Consider the following 18,749-nt stretch of genomic DNA (forward strand, 5'->3'; position numbering starts at 1 on the left):
CCTTACGGTGCTGTGATGTGGAAATTCTCTCGCTTCACCACTGAGGCGTATTCAAAGAACTTGTCGCCCGGTGAAATAAGCTGCTGATCTTCGTGAGACGCGGTGCGATAGCCGTCGCGGTGATTTTCCAGCGCAGACGTTTCCACGTTGGCTTTGAGAACCATTTCGCCGCCATCTGTTTCGTGATCGATGGTGTCGATAAAGCCACGATACATCGGCTCGACGTGCAGCAGTTCGCGCGTGTCTGGATCGAAATAAGCATCCGACAAGATGACCGTGCGACCTTTGTAATCGACGCTTTCAATCTGTGCTAGCTTGTTAGGCGTCACGCCGTAATCCGCCGCTGTCGGCATGGTGATCGTGATCGGCAGAGCTTCCGCACCCATCTGGAAAGGCGGTTCTTCAATCCCAATAAGCTGGTTTGGAATGTAGGTGTTGCCGTTCCAAGTGAATTCGGACGAGCCATTCCACATATACCAAAAGCCGGTGCCGAACTGGAATTCGCCAAGAGAGCGCACAACAATGCGCCCCTCTTCCAGCAATTGCTGTAGACGGGTTGGGAAAGTCATTATTTCGGCACCTCGATCAGCTGGAAAGACGCGGTCGGTCGTGGACCTTTTGAAAGTTGGAAGCTGTCTTTCACAAGTCGGGTATTCATCTCGGGCTGCTTGAAGCGAGCCGTTGCACCGGTTGCAATGTACGAAGCAATCGGCTGATCCACCTTAATTGTAATTGTCGTACTTACTGCTGTTGCTCCCCCGCCATAGGCGACCTGCAAGAACTGGCGATAGTCGCCACTCTTGAGTGAGAACATATCGCCGTCCATCAGCTGCAAGCCTGGGACAACGCCGGTAAGCTGTACTGTATAGCCACCGGTCACTGTCCCACGAGATGCGGTGCCAGTGATATGTGTGTTGTTCGGATCACCCCAATAGGCCCGCGGGATACAGATGTGCTTCGGGCGGTAAACAATCGTTTCCATGCCGCCGCGAGCCGATGCAATGAAGGCCTGAAGCTGGACAGCCACACTAGCCTTCATCGGCAGTGTTTCCATATCTACGGTGCGATACGGATCAACGAATTCAACCGTCGACAGCACCCGACCGCCAAACTTCGTCTGACTGGTCGGATTATTAAGCATAGGGTAAGACGGCACAAAGCGGACGGTTGAGAGAAGATCGATCATCTAACTAATCCTCGCCTCGATGCCTGTTTGCTGTCCCTTGCAAAACGCATCGGACCTGATTTGTCGTATGCTTTGACTGTGCGCGAACTTGTGCTTTGAGACACGTTCTCAACATACGAATGGAAGTTGCCGTCGTTCTCGAACCGGGTCACAACATCCACACGCATCGGGCCAGCGGCTCCCGATCTTTGTGGAGCACTGAGTATCGGCATTGAGGGGGCTTTCAACGAAGCGAAGCCACCGCCCGCAAGTGCCAGGGACTGCCCTTTATTGATGCGTTCAAGCAGTGCTCGGTTCTGTTTGGTAGCCTTCGCGTTAACAACGAACTCGCCATCAGAGAGGCGTGCTGGAATGCTGTCGGTACGTGGTCCACCAGGTCCGCGGATCAAACCGCCTGTCGCAGCATGAACAACGCCGCCGTCTTTCTTGCCGACAATCCCAGAAACCAACCCACCAAAGATGCTACCTGATTGACCAAAAATGCCGTCAAAGAGGGATTGAGACACAATCTCGAGAAGCTTATCGAGAACTTTCCCCAAAGCATCTGCAAATGTCTCAGCTGCCGATTTTCCCGCTATCAAGTCACTGACAACGCCGCCAATCGCATCCCTCTCAGTATCACGCCATTCCTGCGCAGTTTGCTGTATTCTGCCATTTGCCTCATTGAACTTATTGGCTTCTGCGGTAGCTAAAGCCCACTGGTCGGTAGTCTGAGCAATCTGGGCGCGAAGTTCAGGAGTGATAGCAACGCCAGCCTTTTGAGCTGCATTGAGCAATTCCTGTTCGGTTCGCGCCTTTTCAGCTGCGAACCCGTAATCGTCAATCAGAGGGTTAAGCTGACGAAGCGCCTCTGTTTCAGCGACAAGTGCAGCTGTGCGGTCGTTAGCGTCCTGAACTGTCGTGTCGAATTTTTCAGCCGGTGTCTTTTTCTCTTTCTTCGGCTTTTTACCTTCGGCCGTGCGGCTTTCCTGTGCAGCAAGATTAGCTTTCGCGATGCGGTTAATCGCATCTTCTTCAAGAGCTATGCCGTCCTTAGTTGCTGCGTCGCGAACTTTCTTGCGCTCCATTTCGAGCGCGTGTTCTTTCTTGCTAAGGGCAGCAAGACGCATTTGATCGCGTTCATACTCATTCGCAGCTTCACGCTGCATGATATATGGATCTTTCGCTGAACGGGTTGAACGATCTTCGATGACCGTACGCGCGCCAGTTACCGCGGCCAGGTCGGCTGCAGCGCCGCGAGCGGCAGTTGACACCATTGCAAGCCGATCGAGGATCGGGCCAATTGCGTCCGCAACTTCCTGAAAGTTGTAGTCAGCGTTCGCCATAGCAAACAACGATTGCTTGGCATCTTCGGCAGATACCGTTCCTTCATTTACCCCATCACGAAGGCGAGCCAGCTCAGAGTATTGCTGCTCAGTAATAAGGCTCATTGACGACACTTGAGCAAAAGAGGCCAACATGTTGACCGCGGCTTCACGAGCGTCATCAAGCGCAACAACCGAAGCCTCAACTTCTTTGCTCAGCGAGTTCTGGGTATATGCGTCGTTCTGTCGGCCAGCCTGTTCAACGGCATTCCCCGATGATTTGGCAGCCTCCTCAACCTTCTTTAGTCGCTCGGCAAAGAGTGTTGCTCCTTGGCTCGATTCACCGACAGTTGAATTGTAGAGAATAAGCGACGAAACAACCGCGCCACCGATGACCATGCCTACAGGGCCGGCAGCGGCACCAAGACCACCGAAGGCTGTAGCCAGACCGCCCATTGTGCTTGCTGCAGCCAGAGCTTGCCTAAACTGGCCAAGAGCCACGCCAGCGGTTCCGAGCGTCCGGATCATGCCAAGGAGCGACCTACCAACCAAGGCACCCGCAATCACGGCGGCAACCTGCAAAGCGCCGTCAGCAACCTTGTCAAAGTTGTCGGCAATCATCACGAGCGCTTCGGAAATCTTAGCAGACACGCCAGCAGCACTGTCAGCATTGCCAACGTACTGGAGCAAGGCATTGTTTAGAAGTGTAAAGCCGTCGCCGATCGTGGCGGGCATGTCCGCAGCTTCCTGGCGCAGCGTTTCCATCTGGCTCGATAGGCCGCGAACAATGTCGTTGCCCGTGATCTTGCCCTGTGAACCAAGCTTGCGCAGACCGCCCACTGTCGTATCAAGACCAGCTGCCAGCGCTTCCGCGACACGACCGCCTGATTCAATGACTGTATTGAGGTTGTCGCCCTGCAATTTGCCGGTAGCCATAGCTTTCGCGAGCGCATCAATAACTCGTGCAGCGCGATCTCCCTTGGCTCCTGACACAACGAGAGCGTTGTTCAATGCCTCGGTATAGTTCAGCGATTCATCAGTATTGTAACCGAGCTCACGAAGAGCCGTGGCATTAGAAAGATAGCTTTCAGCAGTCTGTGAAAGATCGGAATAGGTACGGCGAGCCATCTCACCGAGCCGCCCCATCACCTCCGTGCCTTTATCGATCGAACCTGCGGCAAGGTTGACGCGAGACGTCATATCCGTCCACGTATCAGTCATCTTGCGAAGCTGATCAACACCCAGCGCTGCGCCAATGCCGGCAAGTGGCGCCGTAAGGCCGCTAAACGAGCGCGTGAAAATACTATCCAGATTCTTGTTCATCTGGCGGGCGCGTCGTTCAATCGCATTAAATTGGCGATTAGAAACATCATTGGCGCGGGCCAAGCTTTTTTCAAATGACTTGAAGTCAGCAGAAAGCTGAACAACCAGACTTTCGAGGTCGGTTCTTGCCATACTCAACGATGTCCTGATAAGAAAAAAGCTCGCAGTCACGCGAGCTTGGGGATGTGGATGAAAGTATTGGTCGGCGCGGCCTGCATCGCGGTTATCGCGTTCGTCGGGTACTATTTCTGGAATGAGTACCGGACAGCAGAAATGCTGAAGAGGCAGGCGTTCGCCACCGATTGCGGGAAAATTACGAGCAACAGTCCGACGTTCGACGAGGCTTACACCAAAGCGATCCCACAGGCCGAACACGTAAATCGTCTAAGGAAATGTCTCGATTTCTACGAGAGTGGGAAGATGCCGCAATAAACTGGCATCACCCAGCCTTAATCCAATCCCACAGATCGTCCTTTTCGGAATCTGACAGTTTACCCGGCTCGTCTGGCGTATTCGCTTTGATGTAACCATCAAGCGCAGCCATGTATTGCCACATCGACATTTTCCCAACGTCTTGCGGCGTAAATCCTAGAACTGCACCGTTTCCGTAGATTGCGGCAAATCTGATCTTTCCATTGGGGAGACTGTCGAGTTGTTCCCCTCCTGACTTGCCGCCCCCGGCTCCCCCAATGGCTCGTCAGGCGCTCCCTGAAGGGCGGTTTGCAAAATAGCTATCGCAAATAAGAGATTCTCAGCCAAATCAGACACACGCTCTTTGACGTATCTCTGAACCAGCTTTGTGGCTTCAGGCGGCTTCAAACCGCCACCGATGAGCCCCTGCCTGATAACATCAGCAATCTCACCAGACCGGCATTGCTTGTTGTGAAGCCGCTCAAGAATAACCCAGGGGCCCGCATCGCAGGCCTCCTGAAGTGCTTCGAGTTCGCTCCATCCAAGGCGGAATGTGTAATCATCATCCGCCCAGGTTAGCTCGATCGATGCGTCACGGCTCATTATGGTGTAGCCGGGGTAGACGTACGAACCATAACACCGTCAGACTGCAAGCTGACATTCAGGGTCGCGCGCTGGCCATTGGTTGCGCCCGCCTCAATGCTTTCAACATGCATGAAGCCTGTCCACGTAATGGTTTTTGCAGGAAATTCCCACTCTACCTTAACTGGAATGGATTCGAGACTGTCGACCGCATCTAGCCAAACATCGACGCTTTCAGCGGCAAGTACGCCTTCACCACTGATACTCATCGAAAGGCTGGTTGCATCGCGCCCAACCCAATCGACCTTATCAGGATCGGTACAGTCAGGAACATTGACCTCTTCAAGGCCCTTGTTGATTGTAATAGACCGCTGCGTGAAGCCGCATGGGTTTTCGTAGACAATTGGGTTGGCATCGTTGCCGATAAGGACGCGGAATTTGCCGCCCTTGATAGTCGTTGCTTGAGCCAATGCGGCCTCCAACAAAAAAGGCCGCTGATGGCGACCTTAAAAGAGAATGAGTGGTGAAATCCGGCTGTGCGGGCTACGGCGTCTCGATGACGGCGGTGTATTGAATCGAAGCCTGATTGATGCCGGGAGCGCGGATATAGTCGGTGCGCCAAGGATCGAAGGTGACGAGAGCGTTTACCGTGAGCGGCGGCTCCCATCGTTTAAGCGCTTTGTTGACCGCGTCAGCGATTTGCCTAACCTGTTTCTGACTTGGCAGAGACGACCAGCAATTAATTTGGAAAGTAACGTCAACCGCATCAACGCAATCGGCACTGTCATCAGAAGATGAAGCGCTGCCGAATGAAACATATGGATAGGTCGCGGCCGGTATATTGCCATTAGGATCGGCGGGAGGATTGTCATAGACCTTGTCCGCGCCGATTAGCGTTGTCAGCGCAGCATTCTGCGATAACCGCGCATAGATCGCGGTTTGAAGTTCCCATACGGGGTCCATCCATCAGCCTCCTGCGGCTACTGTTTTCGCTGCTTTGGTGATGGCTCGACGAATACGGCGTTTTGTTTCTTTGTCTTTGGCTCGCCACGTCACGTAGAAGAATGGTTGCTTGCCCTGACCGGGGTTCCTTGTGCCGGGAAACATGCCTTTATTGGCAAAGCCTACCGTGCCGAACTCAACCCAACGCGCGTAGTAGGCTTCTTTGTTGCCTGCATAGATTGTGATAGTCCAATCAGCTGCAAGGCTAGCTTCGACTGTCGCGATCACCATGCTGCCTTTTGGAGCTTTACCCCACGTCCAACCGATGCTTTCCCGTAGTGCTCCGTCGTCTTCAGCAACACGACGTTTCATCATGTCGACGATATCTTCGGCACCCTGCTCCATAGCACCGCGAACCATGTCGCGAGCGACTTTCGGCAAGCGTTTGAACTTCTGTTCGAGTTTAGCCAACCCTAAAATTCTAGCACCGATAGCCATCAGCCACCGCCTTGCACGACAGCGCGCATTTCGATGTACTGATTAACCTCGTCAGGGTTGGCACATGACTGGATCTCGTAATGAACACCGGTTCGCTTGTTCCTCGCTCGCCAAGAAGGCGTAACGCGACGTGTTCGCGGTTCGCTTCGCACGACAATCGTGTAAGGCTGGATGCCTTGCGTACGGGCCGCAATGTCGCTTTCAGAACCAAGGCGGGGCTGCAAACGAGCAGAAGTTTCGAACTTGTCTACCCACTCTTGGCTTGTGCCACCGCCTTCGTCCCGCACGGCTTCACGCTGCTGAAAGACGACTATGTTGTTGAGCGCACCTGCGCCTTTACGTGTCGCCATCCTTCTCACCTTTTTTCGGAGTTTTCAGCTTCAAAGCCTTCTTGGCTTGAACCGCAGCTGCCGCGCATGGTGTAGTCACAAGGCCGGACCAGCCAGCCTTATAAGCAATCGTGACTTGCGGAAGCGGCTTCCAGTCGAAATCATCGGAGAAGCGGACGTGGGGCATTACGGCACCTCTTCCTCAACCCGCCAAACCCGAAACGCCGAGAGCAGCGCTCGAACATGTCTCGGCAAAACTGCGTCTCCGCTGGATGCCGTGTCAGGCTCGCGATTTTCGTAAAGGTCTGCACCGACAAGCAGTATGGCCGCCGAAATAGCGGCATTAATGACGATGCCCTCAGGAAGTGACGGCGTTTGACCCGCCGCTACTACCTGGCGATCGAGGTATTCAGTGACCACAGTTTCTGCGGCCACCAGATAAAGCGTTAGCTCGTCGTCTTCATCGTCGTGAAAAACACGAAGGTGACGCTTGAATACAGCAAGATCAATCAGAGCCATCGCCACCACCTTCAGGTGGTACTTCCGGCTCCGGTTCGGGCTGAGGATTTGGGATAACGACCCCGGCGCCGATGTAGCTGGCTACCCGCCTCTTACGCGTCTTTGTCGATACTGCCATCTGATTTCGCTTTCTGCTTGGGCTTGGTGCCGTTGTCTGGCGTGCCACCTTCCGCTTCCTTAGTCGCATCTGTCTTGTCAGCCAAAGACACAAGGCCCTGTGCTTCCAACTGCCGAGCTTCACCAGCTTCAACTTCGAAAGACGGGCTCTTGCGTGTTTTTAGCTCTTTGCCGAGAGCAAAAGTCTTTAGGGCTTTAACTTCTAGAAAATCAGTCATGTTCTCTCCAATCTGGAAAAGGGGAGCCGAAGCTCCCCGTCCCCATTAAGCGCCTTCGACGTCGCCAGTTACGAACGACTCTGGACGATAGACGGCGAACGCCAGTCGCTCTTCCGCGCGGATCGTGAACATGTTCTTTTCGAAGTCGTCGACGTTCTCGCTCGACAGCAACACTTCGATATCGAGACGATCGAAGATCTGTGCAGCGAAGCTGAAAGCACCGGTGAGGAATTCACCTGCAGCCATAGCCTGCGTGGAAACCACTGGCAGGTTCCAGAGAGTTGGCGTCAGTGAGCCCTGCGGATTGCCGATGATGTAATTGCCACCGGCATCTTTGGTCAGCTCAATCTTCGTCCAATCAATTGGGTTGAGGACAAAAGCTGTGGCCGGATACTCAGCAAGAACAACCTGAAGGATTGCGAGGCGAAGGCGGTCAATACCTGTTGCACCTGGCAAAGTGAAGGCTGGGCTAAATGCGGTTGCCTGCGGAACCAGACCGTGAATGTTCTGACCGGTGCCAGAGCCATTGAGTAGCTGATTTTCTTCTGCAAAGCGCAGACCATAACGAGCGCGGCCGTCGATATAGGAACGAAGGGCCGGAGCATCATCCAGGATCTGGCGCGAAGCCTTGAACAAATGAGCAATAGTGCGAACCGGCGCAGAAGTCATATCGAACGTCAGGTCCGAATATGGCTTTGCAGTCGTTTCAGCGACAGGAGCCGCATTGTTCGTGTAGCCGGTCTCCTTCACATACTCGATAGAGCTCGAAGAAGTCTGGCCCGGAAGCACGAGATCGCGGATCGTCAGTGTACGCTCCGGAAGACCAAAGATACCCGGCACTCGTGCGCCTGGAACGAGCGACGTGCCCTGACTACGACCAGCGCCCACAGTGGTGTTGGCGGAAGTGATTGCAGCACGATCTGCCGTCACCTTGATCGAACCGCGGGACGCACCCGTCAGCATCCCTGCCTTATAATCGGCAGAGTCGATAACCATGTCACCAAGCGACTTCTGTTCGTTCGCGCCTTCTTCCTTTTCACGGGCGGCACGCTTTTCGAGATCGCCAAGGCGTGTGGTCATGTCGCCGAGTTCAGAAAGAGCCTTATCGGTCTTTTCCTTGAGTTCAGCCGAAACCTCGCCGTTTGCTGTAAGCTTCGACGTAAAGTCTACAGCGAGATTGCCGACCTGTTCCTTGATGGAGGCAAGCGAAGTACCAAGCTCGCCGATCTTATCGGCAAGTACATTATCAGCCATGTGTGGCTCCTTAAATTTTGATGAGTGGTGTGTTTGCTTCGGCCAAAAGCCGGTTTAGGGCTGCCAAAGCAGCAGCATCCGTCTCGACGTCAGGAGCCCCCTGACCTTCCTTGAGGTAGAGCCGAGCGGCCCGCTCTGCCTCAGAATTCGAAAGGTTTAGAAGACCCTTCAAACCATTCTCGAATTCGCGTTTGGTAATCTGTTCGCCTGTTGCCATTTTCGAGGCAAGAAGCGTGGCTGCATCGGCCTTGGCGGCGTTAGATGCTTTCACTCGGCGCACATATGCTGGCTCGGTATCGGCGCCAAATCGCGCCAAAGTCTCGTCAAGCGTTGCAACACGGTCAGCCATGCCCAGCTCGATAAGCTTTTCTGAGTAGAAAACCCGGCCCTGACCGAAATCAGCTTCCACACGGGCTTTTGTGATACCTCGGCCATCGGCAACACTTGTTAGGAAGCGTTCATACGAGCGGTTCACGCTTTCCTGAATGTAAGCCAACGTCTCTTTGCCGAGCGGCTCGGTTTCGTTGCCATCCACCTTGTGCTTGCCAGCGGAGATATAGGTCCGTTTGACACCGGCCTTATCCAAGGCCGCGGAAATGTCATCATGCGCTGTGTAAACACCGATCGAACCAGCTCGGCCCGAAGGCGTAACAACGATCTCGTCTGCTGACGACGCAACCCAGTAAGCGGCACTTGCGGCAAGACTGTTGACCTGCGCGATGATTGGCTTTTCGCCGCCGCGCAGCTTGCGGATCTCTGTCGCCAGTTCGTCTGTACCAGGAACTGAACCGCCCGGGCTATCAACGTCAAGCACTACGGCCTTCACGTCGTCATTAGACAACGCTTTGTGAATCTGTCGCTTAATGCCGGCATAAGATGTGCCGCCGCTCATCGCAGAAAACATGTCCATGCGGTCGGCAAGGACCCCATAAACAGGGATCACAGCGACCTTACCGTCGGTTTCCGCGATCTCTTTCGATCGAGCATCGGAAACAGCGGCAGCAAATTCAGACGTCACAAATTTATCGCCAGCAGCACGAGCTGCGATAACATCCGCAAGAACTGCCAGTTTTTCGCGCTGAATCGCCCACGGCTCAGCCTCAAAGGCTGTCAAAATGTGTTCGAATTTCATAAAGTATCCTTAAGCAGAGCGCGTTTCGGGCGCGTCATCAAGCGATGGTCCGCCGTTGTGGCCGATGCCGTGCAAAGGTTGCATTGTTCCGTTGACGATGAGCTGATCTCCGCCCGGTTTGGAGGCCTTGTTTTCGTAGCTGCGGGCCTCGTCCGGCGTGTAAATGCCGGTGTTGACCATCTTCTGCAGGAAGTCAGCGCGCGCCTGGCTATCGCCTCTCAGCAAGCCTTCCATATTGAACTTTACAACAGTCGTTTTGCGGGTCTTTGCGTCCAGCAAATCGCGATAGACTGCCGATTCAATGCTGCGCAGCAACGGAGTGAGGCATGTCTTAGTAAACTGCAGGATCAGTTGCTCAATCCCGCTACCCCACGTCGTCGTCCCGTTTGACGCATGGCCAATCATGACAGGGGGCACACCAAAGATGCGGCAGATCTGCTCAACGCTGAACTGGCGTGTTTCGAGCATCTGTGCGTCTTGTGGATTGATTGTTAGCTGCTGGTATTTAAGTCCAGCTTCAAGAACAGCAATCTTGCCGGCCTTTTCAGACCCGGCAAACTGGCCAAGAACTTCACCGAGCTGTTTACGCTGTTCTGATTTTAGGATCTGGTCAGATGAAAGAACGCCCGCAACCTGCATGCCGTTGGCAAACATTTTGCCAGCCGTCTTTTCACCCGCAAGTGCGTTGCCGACAGTGTTCCTGACAACACCAATTGGCGAAAGACCACGATCACAGCCGGGAATGACCATGCCACGAACGTGAAACATCTTGTCTTCGCTGATACGACGAATGGTGCCTGACTTACCCTTAGAGGTTTCAGTCACTTCGTAATAGCGACTGTTCCGATCGTCACGGCAGACCTTAACGTCGAGCGGATGAAACGGATTTAAAGCCGTAAGTCGGCCGCCGTTCATCTTCTTTTCCGCAAAGAAATTGCCGTCCAGACAAAGGCACATGGCCACCATTGCCCAAAAATCAGACGCTGTGTCATCAAGATTGGGCATATCGTGAAGCAGCTCATAGAGAACATTTTCACGATCAATGGTGACACCGTCGTCCTTGAACACGTTGCATGGGAGCGTCTTTACCGAATTCGCTACAAGATTTACGCACGCCCACACGGCATCAAGCTCAAGAGCCTTTTCGTAATTGACTGTTTCACCTGACGTAGTTCCAAGGCCGAAAAAACCTCGCCAGAACTCGCCGTCGGTGAGCTTGATGGGCTTTCCGACCCATCTATCAATGAAGCCCATATTCGCTCCGTCGTGAGTTAGGCGATGACGACCATGTTATTGATGAAGTCATCTAGGTTTTCTTCAGGCTCAATCGGAGTGTCCATCGCAGCACCGATTGCCATTGCCAAAGCGACGGCAGCATCGATGCGTACAGAAGCTTTTGTTTTGACAAACCATCGGTTTTCTTGCGGGTCGTGATCGAACGTGGCGCCCATCAGTGCGGTCATCAGCACCGGGTTTAGCCTCAAGCGAATGCGCCCGTCGATGATCATATCTTCTAGTGCCAGCACCGAGCCCGGCATCCACAAGCCTTGCGGCGGTGGGAGGCCTGCAGCTTTTGCAGCTTCGACCTTGGCTGGTTCAGGCTTAGCCCTGACCTTACCGCCCTGCGGATGGGCAACGTGGTCGACTTCAATGCCGAGCGCGTCTACCTCTTCGCGAAACTTGTCGTAAGCGTAGCGGTCGTATGCAATGGCTTTGATTTCGAATTGCTGGTCCAACTGCTGGAGGCGTGCTGCAACAAAGTCATATCGGACACGTTTGCCAGGCGTAGCATTGAGCCAGCCTTGCTGCACCCATAGCTCATACGGCGCTTTGTCGGCCTGCGCTCTGGCTTGCAGAGTTTCCTGTGGCGTCCAAGACTCAACCCACGCGTCAAAGGTCGGCAGGCTGACGGTAGCTCCGTCTTCGCGTTCCATTTCCATGGAGCCCGTAGGAACCACGCAGGCAAGAACCGTCATGTCCTTGCTGCCCGAAAGGTCAACACCCATAAAAACCGGCTTGTTAGCGTGTTCCTCTTCGGGCTCGAAGTCGTCCATGACGCTTTCGACAGTCTCACGCGGCATCCAGGCCTTATCCGCATCCGTCCAGCAGCAAAAGTGCAGACGCAGAATGCCGTTCAACTTGCCCGGCATTTGTTTTGCCTGAGCAACAACGCCTGCAAGATATTTTTCGGTCAGGATGGTGCCGAGAAGTGGGTTTGCTTTTTTCCAGCAGCTCGGGTCGTTTAAGGGATCGTCGTCTTTATCGAGCGCGCAAACCCACGAAAATGTGGTGTCGTCGATAACTTCCCCGACGTACGTAAACGCTTCATCCGGGGCCTGAGTGCCAGCAGCAACATTAACAGCATGTTGGTGTTCTTCCCAGCAAACGCTTGTTCGATCGCTCCCTGAGTTTGTAATCATCAAGAGAAGTGGCTGGCGTCGGAATTTGAATCCGCGCTCCAACATCTCCATTACCGCCCGGTCAGGATGCTCGTGCACCTCATCACAAAGGGCGAAATGAGGTCTTAAACCAGAGCCAGTTTTGCCGGCCTCTTTCGATAGAGGACGAAAAAACGAACCCTTGGCGTGATATGCCAGGTTGAACTCTTTTCCCGGCCCGCCACTGGTTTTCGTGCGCTCTTTTAGTTTTGGTGATTGACCACGCATTTTGATCGCATCACGAAACAGGATGTTAGCCTGATCTTTAGTTGCAGCAGCCGCATAAATCTGCGCTCCTGGCTCGTCATCAGCCATCATTCCATATAGACCGACACCGCCGGCAAAAGGAGATTTGCCGTTACCCTTGCCTTCTTCGATGTAAGCACGACGAAAGCGGCGAGAGCCTTCGCTATCCATCCATCCAAACAGAGATCCAAGCTTGAAGGCTTGAGACGGATGCAACTTGAATGGAACGCCGTCGAACTGGCCTTCTGAGAGCTTCAACCGCTCTTCAAAGAACCTCATGACCCGGTGGGCGGCATTATCGTCCCAATAAAGCCCACGTTCATGACCTGTTGCTAAATCGTCAAAATGACGCTGGCAAGCGTTCCGAACGTGCGGGCCAGCAATCTCAGTGCCGTCAAGGACAGCTTGCGCAAAAGCGCTCACACGCTCCAGCGCAGGCATATCAGTCAAGCAAGTCATCCTTCTCATCGCCGTCGTCGGCAGTGGCAACTTTCGATGCGTCGGCAGGCGTTGCGCCCATTTGGCCAAGCATCTGACGCAGCAAATTCATCGCCTGCACGCCAACTTCTTGCCCGGCCATAATGCGACCTTGAATATTGGCCGCCATGCCGACCAGCGTGCGGTGCGACTGGTTCAGCCACGGCAGCTCTTTTTCAAACAGCTTCCACGCAGCCTTTGCTTTAAGCTCCGGAGTATCCTTCAACCATGCGGGAGGATTACCAAGCGGGCCATCAGCCTTGGCGTCGGTGCGGTTTTTGAAGCGCTGAGGGTCTTTCTTGTCTCTCCCCTCGATTTTGGCTTTGCCGAGGGGATTTCTCGGCTTTGCCATTAGGGAAATCCTTCAAGAGGGGTCATATTTTGAATTGCGGATGCGTGCGCTGTGGACCCTCGCCGTTCCGGCGTTTTCGACCTTCTTCGACTTTTTGATGCCCCCCGGGGGTCAAACCGGCCACCCGTCGGCCCCAAAGGTCACAATGTCCTGACCTCGCTCCAAGCGCTGCTTGGTTCGGTCATGGCACGTCTTGCAAAGTGACTGAAGGTTGCCTGCATCCCAGAAAAGGAACTCGTCGCCCTTATGAGCAATGACATGGTCGCAAACCATCGCCGGTTCGACGTCGCCGACCTGCAAGCAGAACATGCAGAGCGGTTGCTCAGTCAACTGTCTCTCGCGCATTCGCTGCCATCGGGCCGTCTTATAGAGGCGAAGCCATTTGCGTTGTGTCTTAGGTTGATAGCTCATCAATCAGCTTCTTAAGGTATGCCGCGCATGACTGACCATAGTCGGGTTCAATGCCATCCTGCTGCTGCTCAAGGAACTTGCTTGCCGTTTGCCACTCATGCTCAAAGCCGCTTGGATCTTCGGTATAGCGACGCATCCATTCATTGAATGCTTTTGCGATAATAGTCTGACCAGGGTTCATGATATTCTCCTCGTGATAGTAACCAGATTGGTTGCGCGTATGAAAGAGGCGCAGCTGGTCTTGTTTGGTTGCAGACGGACAAAGCGCAGGACCGAATAACGGCTGTGCACAATACCTTTAACGTTCCGACCAAGTGTGCGGCGTTACCCACAGAACATCTGCAATTGGTTGCGGCAGGTCGGATTCGAACCGACGATCTCTTGGTTATGAGCCAAGCGAGATGACCACTTCTCCACTCCGCTTTGAAAACGCATGGCATTCGCGCCATGGACCTACTGCACGCAGCAGGTGGGTAACTGGTCAAGGTGGCAGGGCTTGAACCTACGGCCTCTCGGACCCAAGCCGAGCGCTCTACCTACTGAGCTACACCCAGATAACGATTGATCGGCGGGGAGCCCGATAAGCTCAACCCGCCGTATCCCGTCTGCCGGAGGAGAAACGGCGCCGGGGATCTGAATTGATTGGCAAGGGCAATGCAGGCGTGCACTGCCTATGTCTGCGAGCCGATGACTGCAGGGGATTGCGCTTGCTTTTCAGATTGACTATTGCGCAGGCGACGCATGGCAAAGCCAGTGGGGTCGGCATGCTTTTTACTGTCGTCGGGTAGTTACCCCACACTCAGAGGCTGCACTTGATGCAGCATAGCGCAGGGTCCGTGGCCGGAAACGTTTTGGGGTCGCAATGTTTCCATCTCGACCCCTTCACATCTAAGAACCATAACTATGCGGAATATGGACCTAAGCAGAAAATCTTTTTATGTTTTCTTGAAGATTATCATTGGCCGCCGTTAAGGCCTTACGTCCGCCTTTGCGTCTCGAATATTCTGGCTTGAAGCCCAAAGATATTCCCAAGCCTTCGTAATTCCTCATCTTTCCATGCGCCACCTTATTCAAGGCATTACGATCCCTCTCAGATAGCGCCTCGATGGCTTGGGCCCAAATCTCGCGATCTACCAGGGCAGTAGAAACATCTTGCCACCCCATTGAACCCGATTCACCGGTTGTCGTTTTCTTCATTCCGAGAAAGCTGTCTCCAATGCGTTTGCCTGCATTGGGAAGACCGGGCGAGTATTTAGCTACTGGCGGCAGCTCTGGCGTGTTTGCGTATGCATTTGCCAGTTCCACTTTCGCTTGTTCATGCGTTTGGTACGAGCGCTTGGTCTTTTTCCCTGATGGAATACGCTCTCGGCGCTTTAATTCAAACGCAGCTAGGAAGTAGTTGTTACTCGCTGCAACTTCGGATGGATTTTCATCTCCGCCTAACGTCCTGCTCTCCTGTTCGCGGCATCCAAGCATTGCACCAGCTGGCATCCGATGTTTGGTGGCGATTACCTCGCCACCGGGTCCGTATTTGTGCCCCGCCTCAACCTGCGTACCATCGCTGAATTTAAGCCGTCCTATGCGAACTATCTGGCCTAGATCATTGCGCTCGATGTCCTCACTAGCGACATTCCGCATGATTTCCTCAATGGTCGGAAGTATCTGAATGCGTCGCTCAGTATGCATCTGCGATATCACTTCGGGTTCGTTGCTATTCTCAGGCACTACATTCCAGTTTGTTGAAACGGGTATGATTTCGCTTTCAGGCCGGTTTTTGTAAGCCATCAAAGCAGTCATGGCTCCGGCAAGGGACTTGTGCCTGCTCATGCTGCCTTCCTGACTGCTGCCGCCGAATTGTCATTGGCTGCTGAAGGATAAATGCGCTCTTGTTCATGCCACCACGACAAGCCCTGTTCCGCTCTCCAGGAGAAATATTCTTTCAGTTTGCCAGACCACAATGCGGAACCGTAACGGGAAGCGTCTTCTGATGTTAGTTTTTTGGCTTCGATTGCGTCGTTTTCGACTGGAGATATTTCTGCAAGTACCCGCCTCATTAAGGCTCCAGGCGCCATGGTGTGCCGTTCAACAGTGACTGCTGATCCAAGCTGTCTCTTCCTTAAAGCCATTCCGCACAACTTTGACCAATAGAAGCCTTCAGGGATGATTTTGTTTGTTACTGCGTTGCTCATAAAATTCTCCTCGTGTTTGGTTCGTCAATTACGCGGCTTGGTTTGTCGCGCTTTCACTCAGCCAGCCCTTAACCAGCCTCACTGCCTGCTCTGCTGCATCGTCTTCGGTCACTGCCCTGACGACCACGACGGGAAAGCCCAGAGCATCAAGCAAGGGATGACGGGTTATCTGACTTGGTTCGAGCTTGGCCTTGCCGACCTTGTTTTCAATCTGCCGCAGCACACCACCGTAGAGATAGATCCGGACGTCTGCCTCTCCTGGCGTAAGTCCTGCCGCTAATGCTTCGGATCTTGCCTTGGGGCCGCGCTTGGCTGCGTTCTGATCTCCGGCCAGCGTGAATGTTCCCTGTCGCACTTCTCGCGCTGTGTGAACGTATTCTGGCAATCTTCGTAATGCCCGGACCTGTGCAGCTTGCAGTTCCCATTCCAAAGGCAGGGCCGCTTTTGTTGTCACCTTGCCGTCGCGTGTCGTGATGATTGTTCGGACGCCATTAATGCGGACTGTTTGCTTAGACAGCGAAGACGCGCCCTTTGCTTTGCGGGTCTTCATGCAGAGATCCTGTTTGAATTAGCCCATTCCGCAATCACGTCGAAATGAATAGGCGAATAGTTTAGGCTTTCCGCGGATACATCGAAATGAAAGCTCTCAAGTCCATTGGTGTTTCCGTGAACATGGCCATGAACATTCATGCTACCGTGTCGGATTTGTTCTCGCCTCATTGGTACGTGGGACGCAGTTACCCCGATCTCAGAAAACTGACGCCACATCTGAATCCGCTGAAATAGACCAGCAGACGCTAATGCAGGGATATCGTCGTGATTGCCAACAATCAGTCGGATTGAACCATTAAGCTTCGGCCTCACGCGCTTTGCGTCTTTTGCTGACCACGCGAAATCGCCAAGATGATAAACCAGATCTTGACTGCTTACCTTTTCATTCCAGCTCTCGATGATGGTGCTTTCCATCTCATCAACGCTGTCGAATTGCGTTCGGCTGTATTTGATGATGTTTGCGTGCCCAAAATGGGTATCGCTCATAAACCAGATGTTTCGCATCCGTGTCTCTCCTCGTGTTCATGGTGCATCAGCGTGGTGGGCTTCCGTTGGTAGCGGAACAATTCACATCATGGTGGGAGTGACACGTCGGTCAAGCGTCGACCGGTATAATTTCAACCAACCTCAAATCAGGTTGTATTTTTAAATCAGGAAATTTTCTAAAAAGTGCGTAGTTCTCAAACGCATAGAACTACGCGCTGCGCGCTTTGTGCGTAAGTTTCTATATAAGAACTCTTACGCACTAAAAGCAGCGTGCTTTTGCGCAAGTCTTTTTAGGTTTTTTGAGACTTACGCAACAAGACTTACGCGTTACCTATGGTTGTATTTTTATTGTGACATCAGGTTGCAATACGCGCTTCATACATTTCACGTAAATGACGTGTTTCTTCTGACAGTGAATGAAGCGGCGCAGAAAACTCGCCCCTCAATCCAGTCGGCAAATAATCAATTTTGACGCTGCCGCCGTTCAATCCCATTCGAATAAGCTTTGACCCAAAGCCAATTCGCTCGGGTTTAGACACCGGAGGGCCATATGCTTCAACCCATTTTAAAATCAGTGTATCAACGCCATTGCGATTAGCAATATCGATCTCGATACCCACTCGACCTACGGTATTTGAAAGCGAACCATACTTGATGGCATTCGTCGCAAGTTCATGAACCAGCAATGATAGAGATGACCCACCCTTTGGGCCTATCAGTATATCAGGACCACTAACATCCACACGCTCTTCAACAGCTAGTGCCGATATGACGCCCTCAATTATCTGATTGATTGAACCATTTGAGTGCTTGCCCAGACGCAACACGTCATGCGCACTGCTGAGCGCACGCAAGCGCTCCGAAAATACTCTTATACTTTCGGTGTCGACATCTGAAAATGTCTGACTCGCTATCGCATTGATAATGCTAAAGTTGTTTTTAATTCGATGGGCCAGCTCTGCGTTGAACACGGCTGAATTCTTTTCAGCCTCAACTTTGCCCGTGGTTTCAATAACTGTGTCTATAAATCCACCGACAGTTCCGTCTTGATTTCTGATCGGGCTGTAACAGAAGGTGAAATAGCACTGCTCAGGATAACCATAACGATCAATGATCAACGGGAAGTCTTCGATAAATGTCGCTTCCCCATTAAATGCCTTTTCAGCAATAGGGCCTATATCATTCCAGGCCTCATTCCAAATCTGACTGAAGGGCTTTCCCATACAATCTTTTTTTTCACCGAGGATTGGACGAAAAGCATCATTGAAAACCGTTATAAGGTCAGGGCCCCAGCAGATTGCCTTTGGGAACTGAGAAGCGAGCATCATTTGAATCGCAGTCTTGAGCGTCACGGACCACTGATCAGGCTCACCCAGTGGATTATTGCTCCAATCAACCGCTTTCAATTCATCAACGCATTGACCGTCTGCGTGCAGAAAGAAAAACTTCTCGTCCATTTCACCACCAAAAATTACTAGTCAGCACGAGAAAATAAAAAACAATTTGCTGCTAATTTAATTAGCAATATAGAACGCTGCATAAGAATAGATAGTGGATTCGGCAACGATACATATTGTTGAATTCGACGTCGTGCACCAACAAGAAAACCGCCCAGATCACTCTGAGCGGTTCAATTTGACTAGAGATAAGCTGCCCTTAGAACTTGTACGCGACGCCGAGACGAACTTCGTTGGTCTTGAACTTGTCGCGAACGCCAGCATCAGGAACGCCGAAGTCGAAATCCTTGTGGCCGTAATCGGTATAACGATATTCGAGACGAACG

General features: G+C 52.8%; 25 protein-coding genes and 2 tRNA genes. 1 reads left to right on the top strand and 26 read right to left on the bottom strand.

Going from position 1 to position 18,749, the window contains the following annotated elements:
- Positions 1-2 precede the first annotated feature (2 nt).
- Genes QSJ70_RS23660 through QSJ70_RS23670 form a run of 3 tightly spaced genes read right to left on the bottom strand, consistent with a single transcriptional unit; the run spans position 3 to position 3,945 of the window.
- Positions 3-569, bottom strand: coding sequence for a hypothetical protein (locus QSJ70_RS23660; protein WP_285540170.1), 567 nt, complete (start codon positions 567-569; stop codon positions 3-5).
- Positions 569-1,186: a hypothetical protein gene (locus tag QSJ70_RS23665; RefSeq protein ID WP_285540172.1), complete on the bottom strand. Its 618-nt coding sequence runs from the start codon at positions 1,184-1,186 to the stop codon at positions 569-571. The genes QSJ70_RS23660 and QSJ70_RS23665 overlap by 1 nt, the downstream gene beginning before the upstream one ends.
- Positions 1,183-3,945 carry a tape measure protein gene (locus QSJ70_RS23670; protein ID WP_285540174.1) on the bottom strand — a complete coding sequence of 921 codons (2,763 nt, stop codon included), beginning with the start codon at positions 3,943-3,945 and terminating at the stop codon, positions 1,183-1,185. The genes QSJ70_RS23665 and QSJ70_RS23670 overlap by 4 nt, the downstream gene beginning before the upstream one ends.
- A gap of 57 nt (positions 3,946-4,002) precedes the next feature.
- On the opposite strand from QSJ70_RS23670, the gene QSJ70_RS23675 reads away from it, so the two are divergent.
- The gene (locus QSJ70_RS23675) at positions 4,003-4,245 is read left to right on the top strand and encodes a hypothetical protein (protein WP_285540176.1); all 243 of its coding nucleotides are present in this window, start codon (positions 4,003-4,005) and stop codon (positions 4,243-4,245) included.
- A 156-nt stretch (positions 4,246-4,401) separates the two neighbouring features.
- Here QSJ70_RS23675 and QSJ70_RS23680 read toward each other — a convergent pair whose 3' ends face one another.
- From QSJ70_RS23680 to QSJ70_RS23790, 23 genes are all read right to left on the bottom strand, one after another.
- Positions 4,402-4,827, bottom strand: coding sequence for a gene transfer agent family protein (locus QSJ70_RS23680; protein ID WP_285540178.1), 426 nt, complete (start codon positions 4,825-4,827; stop codon positions 4,402-4,404).
- Entirely contained in the window at positions 4,827-5,276 is a 450-nt protein-coding gene (locus QSJ70_RS23685; RefSeq protein ID WP_285540180.1) for a phage tail tube protein, read from the bottom strand. Before QSJ70_RS23685 ends, QSJ70_RS23680 begins: the two co-directional genes overlap by 1 nt.
- A 73-nt stretch (positions 5,277-5,349) precedes the next feature.
- Positions 5,350-5,769 carry a DUF3168 domain-containing protein gene (locus QSJ70_RS23690; RefSeq protein ID WP_285540183.1) on the bottom strand — a complete coding sequence of 140 codons (420 nt, stop codon included), beginning with the start codon at positions 5,767-5,769 and terminating at the stop codon, positions 5,350-5,352.
- A 3-nt stretch (positions 5,770-5,772) separates the two neighbouring features.
- Positions 5,773-6,246 (bottom strand): HK97-gp10 family putative phage morphogenesis protein, encoded by a 474-nt coding sequence (locus QSJ70_RS23695; RefSeq protein WP_285540186.1) that lies wholly within the window; start codon positions 6,244-6,246, stop codon positions 5,773-5,775.
- Positions 6,246-6,596: a phage head closure protein gene (locus tag QSJ70_RS23700; protein ID WP_285540188.1), complete on the bottom strand. Its 351-nt coding sequence runs from the start codon at positions 6,594-6,596 to the stop codon at positions 6,246-6,248. The genes QSJ70_RS23695 and QSJ70_RS23700 overlap by 1 nt, the downstream gene beginning before the upstream one ends.
- Positions 6,583-6,762 carry a hypothetical protein gene (locus QSJ70_RS23705; RefSeq protein ID WP_285540190.1) on the bottom strand — a complete coding sequence of 60 codons (180 nt, stop codon included), beginning with the start codon at positions 6,760-6,762 and terminating at the stop codon, positions 6,583-6,585. The genes QSJ70_RS23700 and QSJ70_RS23705 overlap by 14 nt, the downstream gene beginning before the upstream one ends.
- On the bottom strand, positions 6,762-7,094 hold the full coding sequence (locus tag QSJ70_RS23710; protein ID WP_285540192.1) for a head-tail connector protein: 333 nt from the start codon (positions 7,092-7,094) through the stop codon (positions 6,762-6,764). Before QSJ70_RS23710 ends, QSJ70_RS23705 begins: the two co-directional genes overlap by 1 nt.
- A gap of 92 nt (positions 7,095-7,186) precedes the next feature.
- The gene (locus QSJ70_RS23715) at positions 7,187-7,429 is read right to left on the bottom strand and encodes a hypothetical protein (protein WP_215779137.1); all 243 of its coding nucleotides are present in this window, start codon (positions 7,427-7,429) and stop codon (positions 7,187-7,189) included.
- 45 nt (positions 7,430-7,474) lie between these two features.
- Complete coding sequence (locus QSJ70_RS23720; RefSeq protein ID WP_285540194.1) at positions 7,475-8,683, bottom strand: phage major capsid protein; 1,209 nt, start codon at positions 8,681-8,683, stop codon at positions 7,475-7,477.
- A 10-nt stretch (positions 8,684-8,693) separates the two neighbouring features.
- The gene (locus tag QSJ70_RS23725) at positions 8,694-9,815 is read right to left on the bottom strand and encodes a S49 family peptidase (protein WP_285540196.1); all 1,122 of its coding nucleotides are present in this window, start codon (positions 9,813-9,815) and stop codon (positions 8,694-8,696) included.
- A gap of 9 nt (positions 9,816-9,824) precedes the next feature.
- Entirely contained in the window at positions 9,825-11,069 is a 1,245-nt protein-coding gene (locus QSJ70_RS23730; protein ID WP_285540199.1) for a phage portal protein, read from the bottom strand.
- A gap of 17 nt (positions 11,070-11,086) precedes the next feature.
- Positions 11,087-12,940, bottom strand: coding sequence for a terminase large subunit (locus QSJ70_RS23735; protein WP_285540222.1), 1,854 nt, complete (start codon positions 12,938-12,940; stop codon positions 11,087-11,089).
- A gap of 1 nt (position 12,941) precedes the next feature.
- A complete protein-coding gene (locus QSJ70_RS23740; RefSeq protein WP_285540201.1) occupies positions 12,942-13,328 on the bottom strand; it encodes a hypothetical protein in 387 nt (128 codons plus the stop codon).
- Between the two features lie 111 nt (positions 13,329-13,439).
- Positions 13,440-13,739 carry an HNH endonuclease gene (locus tag QSJ70_RS23745; RefSeq protein ID WP_285540203.1) on the bottom strand — a complete coding sequence of 100 codons (300 nt, stop codon included), beginning with the start codon at positions 13,737-13,739 and terminating at the stop codon, positions 13,440-13,442.
- Positions 13,723-13,920, bottom strand: coding sequence for a hypothetical protein (locus QSJ70_RS23750; protein WP_285540205.1), 198 nt, complete (start codon positions 13,918-13,920; stop codon positions 13,723-13,725). Before QSJ70_RS23750 ends, QSJ70_RS23745 begins: the two co-directional genes overlap by 17 nt.
- A gap of 165 nt (positions 13,921-14,085) precedes the next feature.
- Positions 14,086-14,162, bottom strand: a tRNA-Met gene (locus tag QSJ70_RS23755).
- Positions 14,163-14,217: 55 nt separating this feature from the next.
- Positions 14,218-14,293: transfer RNA gene (locus QSJ70_RS23760), tRNA-Pro, on the bottom strand.
- A gap of 364 nt (positions 14,294-14,657) precedes the next feature.
- Positions 14,658-15,566, bottom strand: a complete 909-nt coding sequence (locus QSJ70_RS23765; RefSeq protein WP_285540207.1) for a hypothetical protein — start codon at positions 15,564-15,566, stop codon at positions 14,658-14,660.
- Positions 15,563-15,928, bottom strand: a complete 366-nt coding sequence (locus tag QSJ70_RS23770) for a hypothetical protein (protein ID WP_285540208.1) — start codon at positions 15,926-15,928, stop codon at positions 15,563-15,565. Before QSJ70_RS23770 ends, QSJ70_RS23765 begins: the two co-directional genes overlap by 4 nt.
- Positions 15,929-15,956: 28 nt before the next feature.
- Positions 15,957-16,478, bottom strand: coding sequence for a VRR-NUC domain-containing protein (locus QSJ70_RS23775; protein WP_285540210.1), 522 nt, complete (start codon positions 16,476-16,478; stop codon positions 15,957-15,959).
- A complete protein-coding gene (locus QSJ70_RS23780) occupies positions 16,475-16,984 on the bottom strand; it encodes a metallophosphoesterase family protein (RefSeq protein WP_285540212.1) in 510 nt (169 codons plus the stop codon). Before QSJ70_RS23780 ends, QSJ70_RS23775 begins: the two co-directional genes overlap by 4 nt.
- Positions 16,985-17,322: 338 nt before the next feature.
- Positions 17,323-18,423: a PAS domain-containing HWE histidine kinase family protein gene (locus QSJ70_RS23785; protein ID WP_285540214.1), complete on the bottom strand. Its 1,101-nt coding sequence runs from the start codon at positions 18,421-18,423 to the stop codon at positions 17,323-17,325.
- Between the two features lie 199 nt (positions 18,424-18,622).
- Positions 18,623-18,749 (bottom strand): outer membrane protein (locus QSJ70_RS23790; RefSeq protein WP_502871718.1); only part of this gene is annotated, 127 nt, incomplete at its 5' end.

The sequence above is a fragment of the Brucella sp. NBRC 12950 genome (assembly GCF_030268145.1).
In the GTDB taxonomy this organism is placed as follows: domain Bacteria; phylum Pseudomonadota; class Alphaproteobacteria; order Rhizobiales; family Rhizobiaceae; genus Brucella.

Coding starts and splice junctions, on each gene's coding strand:
- QSJ70_RS23660 (WP_285540170.1), bottom strand. CDS start 569: ATGACTTTCCCAACCCGTCTACAGCAATTGCTGGAAGAGGGGCGCATT.
- QSJ70_RS23665 (WP_285540172.1), bottom strand. CDS start 1,186: ATGATCGATCTTCTCTCAACCGTCCGCTTTGTGCCGTCTTACCCTATG.
- QSJ70_RS23670 (WP_285540174.1), bottom strand. CDS start 3,945: ATGGCAAGAACCGACCTCGAAAGTCTGGTTGTTCAGCTTTCTGCTGAC.
- QSJ70_RS23675 (WP_285540176.1), top strand. CDS start 4,003: ATGAAAGTATTGGTCGGCGCGGCCTGCATCGCGGTTATCGCGTTCGTC.
- QSJ70_RS23680 (WP_285540178.1), bottom strand. CDS start 4,827: ATGAGCCGTGACGCATCGATCGAGCTAACCTGGGCGGATGATGATTAC.
- QSJ70_RS23690 (WP_285540183.1), bottom strand. CDS start 5,769: ATGGACCCCGTATGGGAACTTCAAACCGCGATCTATGCGCGGTTATCG.
- QSJ70_RS23695 (WP_285540186.1), bottom strand. CDS start 6,246: ATGGCTATCGGTGCTAGAATTTTAGGGTTGGCTAAACTCGAACAGAAG.
- QSJ70_RS23700 (WP_285540188.1), bottom strand. CDS start 6,596: ATGGCGACACGTAAAGGCGCAGGTGCGCTCAACAACATAGTCGTCTTT.
- QSJ70_RS23705 (WP_285540190.1), bottom strand. CDS start 6,762: ATGCCCCACGTCCGCTTCTCCGATGATTTCGACTGGAAGCCGCTTCCG.
- QSJ70_RS23710 (WP_285540192.1), bottom strand. CDS start 7,094: ATGGCTCTGATTGATCTTGCTGTATTCAAGCGTCACCTTCGTGTTTTT.
- QSJ70_RS23715 (WP_215779137.1), bottom strand. CDS start 7,429: ATGACTGATTTTCTAGAAGTTAAAGCCCTAAAGACTTTTGCTCTCGGC.
- QSJ70_RS23720 (WP_285540194.1), bottom strand. CDS start 8,683: ATGGCTGATAATGTACTTGCCGATAAGATCGGCGAGCTTGGTACTTCG.
- QSJ70_RS23725 (WP_285540196.1), bottom strand. CDS start 9,815: ATGAAATTCGAACACATTTTGACAGCCTTTGAGGCTGAGCCGTGGGCG.
- QSJ70_RS23730 (WP_285540199.1), bottom strand. CDS start 11,069: ATGGGCTTCATTGATAGATGGGTCGGAAAGCCCATCAAGCTCACCGAC.
- QSJ70_RS23735 (WP_285540222.1), bottom strand. CDS start 12,940: ATGCCTGCGCTGGAGCGTGTGAGCGCTTTTGCGCAAGCTGTCCTTGAC.
- QSJ70_RS23740 (WP_285540201.1), bottom strand. CDS start 13,328: ATGGCAAAGCCGAGAAATCCCCTCGGCAAAGCCAAAATCGAGGGGAGA.
- QSJ70_RS23745 (WP_285540203.1), bottom strand. CDS start 13,739: ATGAGCTATCAACCTAAGACACAACGCAAATGGCTTCGCCTCTATAAG.
- QSJ70_RS23750 (WP_285540205.1), bottom strand. CDS start 13,920: ATGAACCCTGGTCAGACTATTATCGCAAAAGCATTCAATGAATGGATG.
- QSJ70_RS23765 (WP_285540207.1), bottom strand. CDS start 15,566: ATGAGCAGGCACAAGTCCCTTGCCGGAGCCATGACTGCTTTGATGGCT.
- QSJ70_RS23770 (WP_285540208.1), bottom strand. CDS start 15,928: ATGAGCAACGCAGTAACAAACAAAATCATCCCTGAAGGCTTCTATTGG.
- QSJ70_RS23775 (WP_285540210.1), bottom strand. CDS start 16,478: ATGAAGACCCGCAAAGCAAAGGGCGCGTCTTCGCTGTCTAAGCAAACA.
- QSJ70_RS23780 (WP_285540212.1), bottom strand. CDS start 16,984: ATGCGAAACATCTGGTTTATGAGCGATACCCATTTTGGGCACGCAAAC.
- QSJ70_RS23785 (WP_285540214.1), bottom strand. CDS start 18,423: ATGGACGAGAAGTTTTTCTTTCTGCACGCAGACGGTCAATGCGTTGAT.